Source organism: Taklimakanibacter deserti (genome assembly GCA_003574785.1).
The window spans coordinates 28,486-42,743 of the sequence record QORU01000022.1 but is presented as its reverse complement, the minus strand read 5'-3'; the positions used below and the strand labels follow the sequence as shown (position 1 = coordinate 42,743).

The window sequence follows — 14,258 nt, the reverse complement described above, 5'->3', positions numbered from 1 at the left end:
CGAAGGGCGCGCGATCCCCCCGGTCCGCGCGCCCTTCTCATTTCGAGAAGCGCCATGCCATCGCTCAGCGCATTGCCGCACAGAACCCGACGCCTGCCCGCCTTCGTCCCCTGGCTGCTCATCAGCCCGTCGATCATCCTGCTGGTGGCGCTGATCGCCTTTCCGCTCGTCTTCGCGCTGAAGAGCAGCTTCTATTTCTGGAACCTGCAGATGAGCCCGACACCGATGGGCTTCATCGGCTGGGGCAACTATGAAATGGCGCTGTCCGGATCGTTCTTCCTCGGCGCCCTCTACAACACGCTCCTCATCACCATCGTCGGCACGGCGATCGAGTTCATCCTCGGTCTCGCCATCGCCTTGTTCCTGGTGAACCGGCTCCCGGGGATGAATGTGACGCGGGCGCTGCTCATCATGCCGACGACCATCGCGCCGATCGTGGTCGGCTTCCTGTTCCGCTACATGTATGACCCGGGCGGCGGCCTCATCCCGTGGCTTCTCACCTCCTTGGGGATCCCGCTGCCGGCCGAAGGGCTGCTCGGCTCCGGCACCACCGCGCTGTGGGCCGTCCTCTTCGCCGATATCTGGCAATGGACGCCGTTCTTCGCCATCGTCCTCTATGCCGGACTGCTGTCGATCCCGCCCGACATCATCGAGGCAGCGCGCATCGACAAGGCCTCGCCCATCGCCATGCTGATGAAGATCAAGATCCCGCTCATCAAGAAGACGGCGATGATCGTGATCATGCTGCGCTTCATGCAGCTCTTCAACACCTTCGATCTCGTCCTGGTGCTGACCAAGGGCGGGCCTGGCGCCTCGACCCGGACGCTGGGCTACAGCCTCTATCAATACGGTCTCGTCGACTTCAATATCGGGCTTGCCAGCGCCATGACCTGGCTCATGGTGATCGTCGTCAATGCGATCATAGCACTCCTGGTCTTCTTCGCCTTCAAGGAGTGGGACTGAGCAATGAGGAAAGCGGCCCTCTACGCCTTCATGCTGCTGCTGCTGGTGATCTTCATCGGGCCGATCCTCTGGTTCGTGCTGCTCGCCATCCGCCCGGCCGACACGTTCTTCGCCATGCCACCGGTCCTCGCCTTCACGCCGAGCTGGGACTCGATCAACTACACTTTCGGCGATCCCGGCAACAACCTGCCGCAGCTCTTCAACAGCCTGGTGGTCGCCGCGGGCGCCGTCCTGCTCAACCTGCCCTTCTCGCTGCCCGCCGCCTATGCTTTGTCGCGCTTCCGGGTCAAGGGGCGCAAGCATCTGATGATGTGGTATCTGGGCCTCCTGATGGCGCCACCCGTCGCCTTCCTCATCCCCTATTCGATCCTCGCCAGCGCTGCCGGTCTCAAGGGCAGCTATTTCTCGATGATCCTCATCCTGCAGACGCTGACCATCCCGTTCTCGATCTGGCTCTTGCGCAGCTTCATCGACGAGGTGCCGGTCGAGATCGAGGAAGCGGCGCGGGTCGATGGCGCCTCGACCGCCACCATCCTGTGGCGCATCGTCCTGCCCCTGATCCTGCCCGGCCTCATCGTCACCTCGATGTTCGCCTTCGTCTTCTCCTGGAACAATGCCGCTTTCCCGCTGGTCCTGAGCAATCGCGCGACGGCGACCTTGCCGGTCGGCACCTTGCGCTATTTCGGCACCGCCGGCGTCACCTGGGGTTTCATCGCCGCGGCCGCGGTCGCCGCCATGATCCCACCCATGCTCATCTTCCTGGCGCTCGACCGCTATGTCGTGCGCGGGCTCACTTTTGGTTCAGTAAAGGGCTGACATGACCACATCCGCGAAATCATCGAAATCGAAAACCCAGTTCGGCGTCGTGGGTGCCGGATTGTGGGGCTCCTTCCATTGCAAGACGCTCAATGCCCTACCGCAAGCCGAGCTCGCCGCGGTCTGCGACCTCGATCCGAAACGGGCACAGGCGATGCAGGAGCAGTTCGGCGCGCCCAAGGCCTATACGGATTACCGCGAGCTCATCGCCGATCCAGAAATCGAGGCGGTGACCGTGGCGACGCCCGATTTTGCCCATGCCGACATCGTCATGGCAGCACTCGCGGCCGGCAAGCATGTCTTGAGCGAGAAGCCGCTCGCCACCACGCTCGAGGAAGCGGAAAAGATCGCCGCCCTTGCCGCCAGGAGCAAGGTCAAGGTCATGATCGACTTCCACAACCGGGTCAATCCGGCCGTCCATGCCATGAAGGAAGCGATCGGCGCCGGCGAGATCGGCCTGCCGCTCCATGCCTCGGCGAGACTCTCCAACACGCTGTTCGTGCCTTTCGACATGCTGAGCTGGGCGGCGAAATCTTCCGCCCTGTGGTTCATCGGCAGCCACGCCGTCGATGCCTTGCGCTTCACGCTCGATGCCGAAGTCGTGCGCGTCCAGGCCATGAAACGCCATGGCTTTCTTGCCGGACAAGGCGTCGACACGGCGGATGTGCACATGGCTCTTCTCGAATTCGACAATGGCGCGGTCGCTTCGCTCGAGAACAGCTGGGTGCTGCCGCGCGATCTGCCGCTCGTCTTCGATTTCAAGATGGAGATTGTCGGCGAGAAGGGCTCGGTCGAGATCAGCACGGCGCAGAACGGCACCTTCAAGAAATATGCCGGCGCGGGCCTGCGTGCCGGCGACATGCTGGGCGTGACGCCGGCCGCCGGCGGGCGCATCGGCGGCTTCGTCATGGAAGCGATCGCGCGCTTCGTCGATGCGGTGACGCTCGATGCGCCGGTCCTCGCCGATGCCGAGGACGGGCTTCAGGTCACCCGCGTGCTCACCGCCATCGAAGAGGCGGCAAAGACCGGTCAGAGCGTCAAGCTGCCGAAGCGAGCGCGCTGATGGCGTCCTTGAGCTTCTCCTCGGTCGGCAAGCGCTTCAGCGACGGGACGCTCGCTTTGTCGCGCGTCGATCTCGAGGTCAAGGACGGCGAATTCCTGGTGCTTGTCGGTCCTTCGGGCTGCGGCAAGTCCACGCTCCTGCGCAGCGCCGCCGGCCTCGAGACGCTGACTCAGGGACGCATCGCCATTGGCGGCAAGGATGTGACCGATCTCGGGCCCGGCGACCGCGACATCGCCATGGTGTTCCAGAACTACGCGCTCTATCCGCATATGGATGTGTTCGAGAACATGGCCTTCGGCCTCGGGCAGAGGAAAGTGCCCAAGGACATCATCAGGCAGAAAGTGGAGCAGGCGGCGCGCACCCTCGATCTCACGCCCTATTTGCGCAAGAGGCCGGGATCGCTGTCGGGCGGTCAGCGCCAGCGCGTCGCCATGGGCCGGGCCATCGTGCGCGATCCGCAATGCTTCCTGATGGACGAGCCTTTGTCCAATCTCGATGCCAAATTGCGCGTGCAGATGCGCGCCGAATTGAAGCTGCTCAATGCCAGCCTCGGCGTCACGACGCTCTATGTCACCCATGACCAGGTCGAGGCGATGACCATGGGCGATCGCGTCGCGGTGCTCAAGCCGGTCACCGAGGAAAGCGAAAGCAATCTCCAGCAATGCGCCGCGCCGCGCGAGCTTTATGAGAATCCGGTCAATCTGTTCGTCGCCGGCTTCATCGGCTCGCCGGCGATGAATTTTTTCAAAGCGCGGCCGGTGCGCCAGGATGGGGCGCTCGGCTGCGTCATCGCCGGCACCGACATGGTCCTGCCCCTCACCGCGGCGCAGGCTGCGGTGCGCCGTTATCTTGCAAAATCGATCGACCGCGAGCTCATACTGGGCGTCAGGCCGGAGGCTTTCCTCTATCCCAATCCGTCACCGGGGGGCCTCAGCAGCGAGGTCCTGATGACCGAAATGACCGGCGCCGATGCCTATGTCTTCTTCGACCTCAAGGGCGAGCAATCCAACCGCATCACGGCGCGCATCGATCCGCGTTTCCTTCCCGAGCGCGGCGCACCGCTCACCATGGGCGTCGACATGGATCGCGCGCATTTCTTCGATCCTGAGACCGGGCTCGCTTTGCGGAGCTAGAACTGACCGGAGCGGGCATAGGCTTCGGAAATCACCGAGGCGGTATTGACGATCACCGGCGCCATTTCCTCACGCACGCGCTCGGCGGTGAAATTGCCGGTCCGCATCGACAGATTGACCGAGGCGACCGGTCTGCCCAGCGTGCTGGTGATGGGAGCGGCGACGGTGATCTCGCCCAGCAGGCATTCTTCCACGGCGATGGTGAAGCCGTCGCTGCGCGCTTGCGCGACACGCTCCAGGATCTCGTCGCGATCGACAATGGTGTGACGCGTCAACTGCCGGCGCGGCGCCGCGTCGAGAATCTCCTCGACCTCGGCCGGATCGAGCCTCGACATGATGGCGCGCCCGGAGGCGGTGCAGAAGGCGGGCGCGCGGTCGCCGATCACCGGTCCGACCAGGCGGGCGCGGCGGCTCGGGATGCGCGAGACATAGATCACCTCCGCGTCGATGAGCCTTCCCAGATTTGCCGCCTGCCCCGTCTCCTCGACCATCGCCAGGAGGGCAGGTGCGGCGATCACGATGAGCGGATCGGAATATTGATAGAGCAGCGCCCAGTCGAGCATCTTCGGCGAGCAATGATAACGCCGCGTGCGCTCGTCCTTGCGCAAATAGCCGAGCGCCTGCCAGGTGAAGACGAAACGCTGCACCGCGCTCATATCGAGGCCGGTCTTGCGCGCCACATCGGCAAGGCCCAGCGAGCGTTCGCCCATGAAAGCATTCATGACCCGAATGCCCTTCTCGATCGACGTCACATAAAGCGAATTCCGCGCTTCGATCGCCTCCGAAGGCGCGGTCGAGAGAGCCGGGGCAGTGCCTTCCGTCGGAGCAACGGGACCGGTTCCCATCAATCGTCCCTTGACTTCATGAAGCTTGATCGAGCCCGGAGTGATGCTATTGTATTAAAGTAGAAGATATTACAATGCAATAAGTCAGAAAAAAGTGACCGTTGCGGCTTTCTTTGCGACGGTCGGGTGGGGAGGTATATTTCGAAGTGACGGGCAAGACTTGTCAGGACATGTCCGCGCGATGTGTCTTCCCCTGCGATTCCCGGCGATGATGCCCGGAGGCTGAGGCCATGGACCGCTTCCGCTTCGTCTTCACAAGGCCGCTGCAGCTGGTGCCAGTGCTCGTCGGCATCAGCATCATCACCTTCCTGCTGGTGCGCTCGATCCCGGGCGATCCGGCGCGCGTGCTTCTCGGCACGAAGTCCACGCCCGAGGCCATCGCCCGCATCCGCGCCCAGTTCGGCCTCGATGAGCCGCTGTGGCTGCAATATTTCTATTTCATCAAGAACCTGTTCAAGGGCGAGATGGGCAAATCGATCCTCTACCGGGTCGACGTCCTGCAGCTCATCACCGAGCGCCTGGCGCCGACCTTGTTCCTGGTTCTGGGCAGCGTCGTCCTCGCGGTGCTCATCGCCGTTCCGCTGGCGAGCTTCGCCGCCGGCAGGCGCGGCAAGCTCTTCGATCATGTGATCAGGCTCGTCTCGACGGCGGGCCTGGGCTTTCCCGCTTTCTGGCTCGGCATCATGCTGATCATCGTGTTCAGCGTGAAGCTCGGCTGGTTTCCCGTCTCAGGCTATGGCGAAGACGCCCTCGACCGGCTGCATCACATGGTGCTGCCTTGCGTCACGGTCGCTCTCGCCCTTTCGGCCGTGCTGACGCGCAATCTTCGCGCCAGCATCCTGGCGGAAATGTCGTCCGATCACGCGCTGGCGGCGCGGGCGCGAAGCCTGCCCGAAAGCGTAATCTTCTTTCGCCACGTCCTGCCGAACTCGCTCGTCCCCACCATCAACCTGCTCGCCGTCAATATCGGCTGGCTGATCGGCGGCACTGTGGTGGTCGAATCGGTGTTCTCGCTGCCGGGCCTCGGCCAGCTCCTGGTGCGCGGGATTTTCACGCGCGATTTCATGGTCGTGCAGGGCGTCGCCATGGCCTTCGCGGTGGCGAGCGTTGCGGTCAACTTCATCGCCGATCTCCTGACCGTCGCCGCCGATCCGAGAGTGCGCCTATGAGCCTCGCCTGGACCACCGCCAACCGGCGCATGGACCTGCCGATGCCTCTGGTGCTCGGCATGGCCATCATCGCGGCGGCCCTTTTGCTGGCGCTCGCAGCACCTTGGGTGGCGCCTTTCGATCCGATCGCGCAGGACACCCCCAATGCGCTCCAGCCGCCGAGTCTCGCTCATCTCTTCGGCACCGACAATTTTGGCCGCGACGTCTTTTCGCGCGTCATCTGGGCGATCCGCGTCGATCTGCAGATCGGTTTCTTCGGCGTCCTGTTCCCCTTCATCATCGGCACCGCGATCGGCCTGACATCGGGCTATCTCGGCGGGCTCACCGATGCGATCTTCATGCGCATCGTCGATATCGTCCTCGCTTTCCCCTTCCTGGTCCTGATGCTGGCGATCATCGCTTATCTAGGACCCGGCCTCCTCAGCTTCTATATCGCCATCGCCCTTGTCGGCTGGGTGTCCTATGCGCGCCTGGTGCGCGCGCAAGTGCTCGTCCTCAAGCACAGCGACTTCGTCACCGCCGCCAAGAGCCTCGGCTTCTCGCATGCCCGCATCATGCTGCGCCACATCCTGCCCAATGCGCTCGTCGCCTCGATCGTGTTCTCGATGTCGGACATCGTGCTCGTCATCCTGAGCGGTGCGGCGGTGAGCTATCTCGGCCTCGGCGTCCAGCCGCCGACCGCCGAATGGGGCATCATGATCGCGGAAGGACAGGCCTTCATCACCACCGCCTGGTGGATCACCACCTTCCCCGGCTGTGCGCTCGTCATCCTCGCTTTCGGCTTCAGCATGGCGGCCGACGGTCTCGGCGAGTTGCTGGGGGTGCGCGAATGAGCGCGCCGCTTCTCGAGGTCCGCGACTTGAGCATCGCCTCCATCCGGCACGGCATCGCTCAGCCGATCGTCGATGCGGTCAGCTTCACGGTGGAGCGCGGCGAGATCTTGGGCATGGTCGGCGAATCGGGCTCGGGCAAAACCGTGACCTGCCGGGCGCTGATGCGGCTCTTTCCGACCAGCAACCTCAAGATCACCGGCGGCGAAATCCGCCTCGACGGCACCGACATCGCCAAGGCGCAAGAAGCCGAGCTGCGCAAGATCCGCGGCCGGCGCATCGGCATGATCTTCCAGAACCCCTCGAGCCATCTCGATCCGATCATGAGCATCGGCAAGCAGATCGGCGAGACGCTTAAGGTCCACAAGCAGATCACGGCCCCAGAAGCACGCTCCCTCGCGGTCGAACTTCTGCGCCAGGTCGGCATTCCTGACCCACAGAATCGCGTCGACAACTATCCCTTCGAGTTTTCCGGCGGCATGCGCCAGCGCGCCATGATCGCGCTGGCGCTCGCCTGCGACCCCGATCTCCTGATCGCCGACGAGCCGACGACGGCGCTCGACGTCACTATCCAGGCGCAGATCCTGCGTCTGCTGCTCGATTTGCGCGACCGGCGCGGCCTTGGCGCGATCCTGATCACCCACGATCTCGCCGTCGTGGCGCAGACCTGCGACCGGGTGGCGGTGATGTATGCCGGGCGCTTGTGCGAAAGCGGCCCGAAGCGGGAGGTGCTGAAGGCGCCGCGCCATCCCTATACGCGGAAGCTCATCGCCTGCCAGCCTTCCGCCGGCATCGGCAATGGCGGCAGTTTCGCCAATATCCCGGGGCAACCGCCCTCGGTCACGTCCTATCCCTCGGGCTGCCGCTTTCATCCCCGTTGTGAGAAGGCCATGGCGCGCTGCAGCCACGACGTCCCCGAGGCCGTGACGATCGACCGCCGCCATATCGTGGCGTGTCACGCGGTTCTGAGCGGGAAGGCGGCGTAGATGACGGCATCGCTCCTCACCGTCGATCGCCTGAGCGTCGAGTATTCGGCGGGCGGATTCCTGAACGGGAGAAAATCCGTTTCCGCCGTCGCGGACGTAACGCTTTCCCTTGAGCCCGGCCAAACCCTGGGGCTCGTCGGCGAATCCGGTTGCGGCAAGACGACACTCGCCCGCTCGATCCTGGGCCTCACCCATAGGAGCGGCGGCACCGTGGCCTTCGCCGGCCGTCCGGTCGACCCGGACCAGCCGCGCAGCCTGCTCGCACTGCGGCGCGAGACCGCGATGATCTTCCAGGATCCGCACAATGCCTTCAACCCGCGCATGACGATCGGGGCGGCCATAGCCGAAGTCCTCCTCGTCCACGGCAAGACCACACGCCAGGACGTGAAGGCACGGGTCGAGGAGCTCCTGACGCTCGTCGGCCTCTCCGCGGAACATGCCGCGCGCAAGCCGGCGACGCTTTCGGGCGGCCAGTGCCAGCGAGCCGGCATCGCCCGCGCGCTTGCGGTCGAACCCAAGCTCATCGTCGCCGATGAGTGCCTCTCCGCGCTCGACGTCTCGATCCAGGCGCAGATCATCAATCTGCTCATCGACCTGCGCCGCAGATTCGACCTGGCGATGATCTTCATCACCCATGACCTGGCCGTGGTCCGCAATCTGTGTGACCGGGTCGCCGTCATGTATCTCGGGCGCATCGTCGAGGAAGGGCCGACGCATCAAATCTTCACCAGCCCAAAACATCCTTATGCGCAAGCCTTGATACGCTCGGTGCCCGACATCGATCCCGACCGGCCTGTCGCCGCAGCCCTTCTCACCGGCGAGCCGCCGAGCCCGCTCAACCTGCCTGTGGGCTGCGCCTTTCATCCGCGCTGTCCGAACGTGATGGACAAATGCCGATCGGGCGGCGCGCCATCCTTCCGGCGCATCGAGGGGCGGCGCGCCGCTTGCCTGCTTTATGACGAAGCCACGCAGTAACCAAGGGAGACGATCAAATGCCGAAGCCACGAAAACTGATCACCGCCTCAGCCCTCGTCCTCGCCGGCGCAATCGCCGCGACAAGCCTCGCCGAGGCTTCCGGCACGCTGACCGTCGGGCGGCGCGAGGATTCGACGAATTTCGATCCCACCCGGACAGCGCTCAATGTCGACTTCTGGGTGATCTCGAGCATGTATGACGTGCTGGTGCGGGTCGACAAGACCGGCAGCAAGCTCGAGCCGGGCCTCGCCGAGAGCTGGGAAGCCTCGAAGGACGGCCTCACCTACACCTTCAAGCTGCGCGACGCCAAGTTCGAGGACGGCTCGCCCATCACCGCCCAGGATGCGGTGTTCTCCATCGTGCGGCTGCGCGACAATCCCGCCTCGGTACTGAAGGATTCCTTCAAGATGATCAAGACTGCCGAGGCGAAGGACGACAAGACGCTGGTCGTGACTCTCGATCAGCCGATCGCCGCCTTCCTGTCGCTGCTCGCCATGCCCAGCGTCTCGATCCTGTCGCAAAAGGCGGTGGAGGCGGCGGGCGATGAGGGCTATGCCGAGAAGCCCATGGCGTCAGGCGCCTTCAGCCTGGCGGAATGGCGGCGCGGCGATCGCGTCATCCTCAAAAAGAACCCGAACTACTGGGAGGCCGACAAGGTCAAGCTCGACGGGGTGGAATGGATCTCGCTGGTCGACGACAATACGCGGATGCTGAAGCTCCAGGCGGGCGAGATCGACTGCTCGATCTTCGTTCCATTCTCGAAAGAGGCCGAGCTGAAGAAGGATCCCAATCTCAACATTCTGGTCGCGCCCTCGACACGCGAGGACGCGCTCCTGATCAACCATGAGAAAGGCGCCTTGGGCAAAAAGGAAGTGCGCGAGGCGCTCGATCTCGCCATCGACAAGAAGGCGATCGTCGATACCGTGACCTTCGGACTGGGCCAGGTCGCCAATTCCTATATCCCGGCGGGCGCCCTCTATCATAACGACAAGAATCTCGCGCGTCCCTACGACCCCGAAAAGGCCAAGCAGCTCCTGAAGGATGCGGGCGCCGAGGGTCTCGCCCTCAGCTATCTGGCGCAAGCCGGCGACGTCGTCGACGAGCAGATCGCGATCCTGCTACAGCAGCAGCTCGCCAAGGCCGGCGTCACCGTCACCATCCAGAAAATGGATGCGAGCCAGATCTGGCAGACCCTGGTCGACGGCAATTACGAGCTCGCGACCAATTACTGGACCAACGACATCCTCGATCCCGACCAGAAGACCACTTTCGTCCTCGGGCATGATTCCAATCTGAACTACATGACCCGCTACAAGAACGACAAGGTGAAGGAGCTGGTGGAAAAGGCGCGGGTCGAGGCCGACACCGAGAAGCGCAAGGAGATGTATACCGAGCTTCAGGCCATGGCCAAGGAAGACGTGAACTGGATCGATCTCTACTACAGCCCGTTCATCAATGGCTGCCGGAAGAACGTGACCGACTTCCACCAGAATCCGCTGGGCCGGTTCTTCTTCGAGGACACCGACAAGAAGTAAGCACGGACGAAAAGAGGAGGGGTCTCACCCCTCCTCTTCCACCGTCCAGGAATGGGTGATCTTCGCCGTCTTGGCCAGCATGATCGAGGCCGAGCAGTATTTCTCAGCGGAGAGGTCGATGGCGCGCTTCACCGCGGCTTCCTTGAGATTGCGGCCCTTCACCTTGTAGGTGAGATGGATGGCGGTGAAGATCTTGGGCTCGGTCGGGGCGCGTTCCGCCGTCGCCTCGACGTCGCAGGCGGTCACCGCCTCACGGCCCTTCTCGAGAATATGCACGACATCGAAGGCGGTGCAGCCGGCGAGCCCGACCAGCAGCATTTCCATGGGCCTGATGCCGAGATTGCGGCCGCCCGCCTCGGGCGCGCCATCCATAACAACGGCATGGCCGCTGCCCGATTCACCTACGAAAGTCCTGCCCTCGAGCCACTGCGCGCGCGCCTTCATCATCTCATTCCGTTTTCGAATTGACTATGACGAGGCTTGTAGACCGATCACCGGCCATTGGCGAGGGCGGCACCGATCACGCCGGCCTTGCTCTTGAGGCGCGCCTTGAGGATCTGCACGTCCTTGGCCGGGCGATGCCAGATGCTGAGGCGCGCGGCCTCGCCGAGGGCACGCCAATAAGGACCATCGAGGCTGGCAAGGCCGCCGCCCACGACCACCCTTTGCGGATCGAGCATGTTGACGAGGAGCGCAATGGCATTGCCGAGGACATGGCCGCCGCGTTCGAGAACGCCGATCGCTTGGGGGTCGCCCTCCTGCGCGGCAGCCAGCAATTCGGCGGCGCTATCGAGCGCGAGCCCCGCCTCGCGCGCCTCGCGCACGAGACCGGCACCTCCGGCGCGATCCTCGATCACATGCGGCTCGCTTCCCGCTGCACCATTGGCGAGATCGATCGGGCTCATGCCGAGGCAAATGGCCCAGCCATGGGCGCCGCTATAGCAATCGTCGCCGCGCATCAGCACACTCGATATGCCGGTGCCGGCATTCACATAGACCCATTGCGCCAAGTCCTGGCCGGCGCCAAAGCGCGCTTCGGCGAGAGCGGCCGCATGGACGTCGGATTCGATCACCAAGGCCGGGAAGTCGCTGAAGGCTGCGTATAATTGCGCCTCATTGACCTTCACGCGATGTGCGCTGACGATCCGCCCCGAATTGTCGACGAGCTCGCAGACGCCAATGCCGATCTTCACCACATCGGTGCCCGCCCGCAGCCGCGCCACGCCGTCTTTCATCCTGGCGACATAGGCTTCGCCGGTTTCGCCAAGCGCCGGCGTGTCGAAGACTTCCTCGCGAAGGACGTTGCCCCTGTCGAGATCGATGAGACCGATGGCCGTCTTGCTGCCGCCAATGTCGATCCCGATCGCCTGGTGCGCGTTTTTCATGCCGGCGCTCCATAATGCGGCGCGACACCGAAGACGAAGACTGCCGGATCCTTGCCCATGTTCCAATACTGATGCTTCGTCCCGGCGGGCAGGAAGAAGCCGTCCTTCGGATGGATCTCGAACCAGGTCTGCCCGTCCTGCTCAGGAACGAGGACATTGAGCGTGCCGGAGAGAAGATAGAGACCCTCGTCACCCGAATGGCTGTGCAGCGACGATGCCCGCCCCGGCACAACCGTGCAGCGGCCAACGGTCAGATGCTCGGTCGATGCATAGAGGCCGGTGAGAACGCCCTGATCCTTGCCGTCCAGTTCCCATAGGAGATCGGCATCGCGCATCACCCGCATCGTCGCCGATTGGCGCTGCTCGGCGCTCGCCATCGGCCAGCGCCCGATGAAATCGCTCTGCCGATATTTCGATGTCTCGACATAAGGCCGGGTGCGGGCATAAGGCCCCGATGTTCCGGTCGAGGGCGGCGGCGCAAAAAATTCGAGCACGCGCAAAGGCTCAAGCGACAGGCTGAAGCCGTGATGCCAGGTATTCTTGCGGAAGAAGATCGCTTCGCCCGCTTGCGCGACATGGACCTCGCCCGTCTCAGGGTTGGCGGAGCCCAAAGTGCCTTCCAGCACATAGAGAACCTCATCGGCGCCGAACACCGTGGGCCGGTCCGGGGAATGGCGGAAGGCGCCAAAAGGCGGAAGGCCGAAGACGAGCTGATGGATCTTGTCGGTCGAGGCATAGATCCAGTCATCGACGAAGCCCGCCGTCTCGTCGCCCCACAGAAAGCGCGTGACGCCCGCATAGGGAATATGCGTCGCGGCTGAAAAACTGGGGCGTGGCGAGGACTTGTAGGCCATGAATACTCCGCCTGGACGAAGACTCTTGATTTGTACTGACCAGACGGTATAGTAGAACCATGGGGAAAGGCAAGACCAAGCGGAATACCCGCGATCTCATTCTCGATGCGGCTGAGATCATCGTCGATCGGGATGGCGTGAATGCCCTGACTTTCGACGCGCTGGCCGCCGAAGCCGGGGTGAGCAAGGGCACCACCCTCTATCATTTCGACTGCAAGGAGGCCCTGACCTCGGCCATGATCGAGCGCTTCGTGGCGCGCTTCGACACTGCCTGGGCGGATGCCATCCACGAGGACAAGGAGCCGCTCGGCCGCAAGATCCGCGCCTATGTGACGGCGACCTTCCATGGCGAGGCGATCACCGGCAAGACCTTCGACAAGGTCAATGGCGCCATCACCGCAGCGCTCACCAATTTCCCGGAACGCGTGGAGCCGGTGCGCCAGCAGGGCCAGCGGCATCAGGCCGCCATTCAAGCCGACGGCCTCGATCCGGTCTTCGCCTCGATCATCCGCATGGCCAATGACGGCCTGTGGTTCGCCGAGAGCTTCAATCTCATGAATTACGATCCGAAGCTCAAGCAGGCGGTCGCGGAAAGGCTCCTCGCCTGGACGAGACTGGAGAACCTTCCTTCAGTCGAGCATCGCGGCGCCCCTTCGCCCGACAGTCAGCCCGCCAATGGCGCGCTGCGCCGCGTCAACGAGTGAGAATCGTCTGCCCGGCCTCGGCCAGGATCCAGTCCCTGAATAATTGCGTCTTGCGCGGCAGACGGTTGGTTTCAGGATAGACCAGATAATAATTGAAGCCGGTCGAGGCCATCAGCGCGAAAGGCTGGAGGAGCTTTCCCGTCTTGATCTCCTCGGCGACGAAACTTGGATGCACCAATGCCAAGCCGTGTCCGGCCAAGGCGAGCACCGCTGCCATTTGCTGGGTCTCGACATCGACACCGGGCCGGCTCAAGGCGGCGGGTGGCTTCAACCCTGCGGCGGCGAACCAGATCGGCCACCATTCATCGCGCGGGCCGATGAAAATACAGTCGCTGAGATCGGCTGGTGTTTTCGGACTGCCGATGCGCTCATAATAGGCCGGGCTGCAGACGATGGTGAAATTTCCACCGCCCAGCAAATGATCCTTGAGGCCGGGCCATCCTCCCTTGCCCGATCTGATGGCGGCATCGACACGATCGCGCTCGAAATCGACGAGATGGTTGGAGACGTCGAGGCGGACCGCAATATCGGGATTGGCCATCTGAAAATTACCGATGCGCGGGGCGAGCCAGTTCGAGGCGAAAGTCTGCATGGTCGAGATCACCAGGAGATCGGCGGTCTCGGCCTTGGCCGACTGGAAAGCCTGGGTCAGATCATTGAGCGCCCGGCGCACCAGCGGCGCCACGCTCTCGCCATGCTCGCTCAGAGCGACACCGCGCGCCTGGCGCACGAACAAGGGCGCGCCGATGAATCCTTCCAAGAGCTTGACCTGATAGCTGACCGCCGACTGGGTCATGTTGAGCTCGTCTGCCGCCTTGGTGAAATTCAGGTGGCGGGCGACCGCGTCAAAGACCTTAACGGCCTGCAAGGGAGGAGCTTCAGTCATGGGGAGCCATCAAACTGTTTGATGACTCATACCAGATTTCGCGTTGGAAACCATGAAAAACAGGGCTCATATTCAATATCAATTCGATGGCTCTTACAGGAAGAAATGAGGCCC

Annotated in this window: 13 protein-coding genes and 1 pseudogene; 9 read left to right on the top strand and 5 right to left on the bottom strand. The window is 63.3% G+C overall.

Translation table 11 applies throughout. The features are described 5' to 3' along the window. The first annotated feature begins 54 nt into the window (after window positions 1–54). From DS839_RS32755 to DS839_RS32740, 4 genes are read left to right on the top strand one after another with little or no spacing between them, the layout of a single operon-like run. The gene (locus DS839_RS32755) at window positions 55–963 is read left to right on the top strand and encodes a carbohydrate ABC transporter permease (RefSeq protein ID WP_119274756.1); all 909 of its coding nucleotides are present in this window, start codon (window positions 55–57) and stop codon (window positions 961–963) included. A gap of 3 nt (window positions 964–966) precedes the next feature. After that, the gene (locus tag DS839_RS32750; protein WP_119274755.1) at window positions 967–1,779 is read left to right on the top strand and encodes a carbohydrate ABC transporter permease; all 813 of its coding nucleotides are present in this window, start codon (window positions 967–969) and stop codon (window positions 1,777–1,779) included. Window position 1,780: 1 nt separating this feature from the next. Continuing rightward, window positions 1,781–2,842 carry a Gfo/Idh/MocA family protein gene (locus DS839_RS32745; protein WP_119274754.1) on the top strand — a complete coding sequence of 354 codons (1,062 nt, stop codon included), beginning with the start codon at window positions 1,781–1,783 and terminating at the stop codon, window positions 2,840–2,842. Next, complete coding sequence (locus DS839_RS32740) at window positions 2,842–3,975, top strand: ABC transporter ATP-binding protein (protein WP_119274753.1); 1,134 nt, start codon at window positions 2,842–2,844, stop codon at window positions 3,973–3,975. The genes DS839_RS32745 and DS839_RS32740 overlap by 1 nt, the downstream gene beginning before the upstream one ends. Here DS839_RS32740 and DS839_RS32735 read toward each other — a convergent pair. Then, window positions 3,972–4,820 (bottom strand): IclR family transcriptional regulator, encoded by an 849-nt coding sequence (locus DS839_RS32735; RefSeq protein WP_119274752.1) that lies wholly within the window; start codon window positions 4,818–4,820, stop codon window positions 3,972–3,974. The two genes, DS839_RS32740 and DS839_RS32735, sit on opposite strands and share 4 nt — an antisense overlap. A gap of 230 nt (window positions 4,821–5,050) precedes the next feature. Here DS839_RS32735 and DS839_RS32730 point away from each other — a divergent pair, with 230 nt between their 5' ends. From DS839_RS32730 to DS839_RS32710, 4 genes and pseudogenes are all read left to right on the top strand, one after another. After that, window positions 5,051–5,989 carry an ABC transporter permease gene (locus DS839_RS32730; protein ID WP_119274751.1) on the top strand — a complete coding sequence of 313 codons (939 nt, stop codon included), beginning with the start codon at window positions 5,051–5,053 and terminating at the stop codon, window positions 5,987–5,989. Between the two features lie 29 nt (window positions 5,990–6,018). Next, window positions 6,019–6,822, top strand: a complete 804-nt coding sequence (locus DS839_RS32725) for an ABC transporter permease (RefSeq protein ID WP_368912062.1) — start codon at window positions 6,019–6,021, stop codon at window positions 6,820–6,822. Further along, a pseudogene (locus DS839_RS37220) lies at window positions 6,819–8,780 on the top strand (dipeptide ABC transporter ATP-binding protein). Before DS839_RS32725 ends, DS839_RS37220 begins: the two are co-directional and overlap by 4 nt. A 17-nt stretch (window positions 8,781–8,797) precedes the next feature. Then, window positions 8,798–10,315, top strand: a complete 1,518-nt coding sequence (locus DS839_RS32710; protein ID WP_119274747.1) for an ABC transporter substrate-binding protein — start codon at window positions 8,798–8,800, stop codon at window positions 10,313–10,315. Window positions 10,316–10,339: 24 nt separating this feature from the next. Here DS839_RS32710 and DS839_RS32705 read toward each other — a convergent pair whose 3' ends face one another. From DS839_RS32705 to DS839_RS32695, 3 genes are read right to left on the bottom strand one after another with little or no spacing between them, the layout of a single operon-like run. After that, entirely contained in the window at window positions 10,340–10,759 is a 420-nt protein-coding gene (locus tag DS839_RS32705) for an OsmC family protein (protein ID WP_119274814.1), read from the bottom strand. Window positions 10,760–10,806: 47 nt separating this feature from the next. Continuing rightward, window positions 10,807–11,700 carry an ROK family protein gene (locus DS839_RS32700; protein ID WP_119274746.1) on the bottom strand — a complete coding sequence of 298 codons (894 nt, stop codon included), beginning with the start codon at window positions 11,698–11,700 and terminating at the stop codon, window positions 10,807–10,809. After that, window positions 11,697–12,554, bottom strand: a complete 858-nt coding sequence (locus tag DS839_RS32695; protein WP_119274745.1) for a cupin domain-containing protein — start codon at window positions 12,552–12,554, stop codon at window positions 11,697–11,699. The genes DS839_RS32700 and DS839_RS32695 overlap by 4 nt, the downstream gene beginning before the upstream one ends. A 59-nt stretch (window positions 12,555–12,613) precedes the next feature. On the opposite strand from DS839_RS32695, the gene DS839_RS32690 reads away from it, so the two are divergent. After that, window positions 12,614–13,258 (top strand): TetR/AcrR family transcriptional regulator, encoded by a 645-nt coding sequence (locus DS839_RS32690; RefSeq protein WP_119274744.1) that lies wholly within the window; start codon window positions 12,614–12,616, stop codon window positions 13,256–13,258. On the opposite strand, the gene DS839_RS32685 is transcribed toward DS839_RS32690, so the two are convergent. Then, entirely contained in the window at window positions 13,248–14,144 is an 897-nt protein-coding gene (locus DS839_RS32685; protein WP_119274743.1) for a LysR substrate-binding domain-containing protein, read from the bottom strand. The genes DS839_RS32690 and DS839_RS32685 overlap by 11 nt on opposite strands. Between the last annotated feature and the right edge of the window lie 114 nt (window positions 14,145–14,258).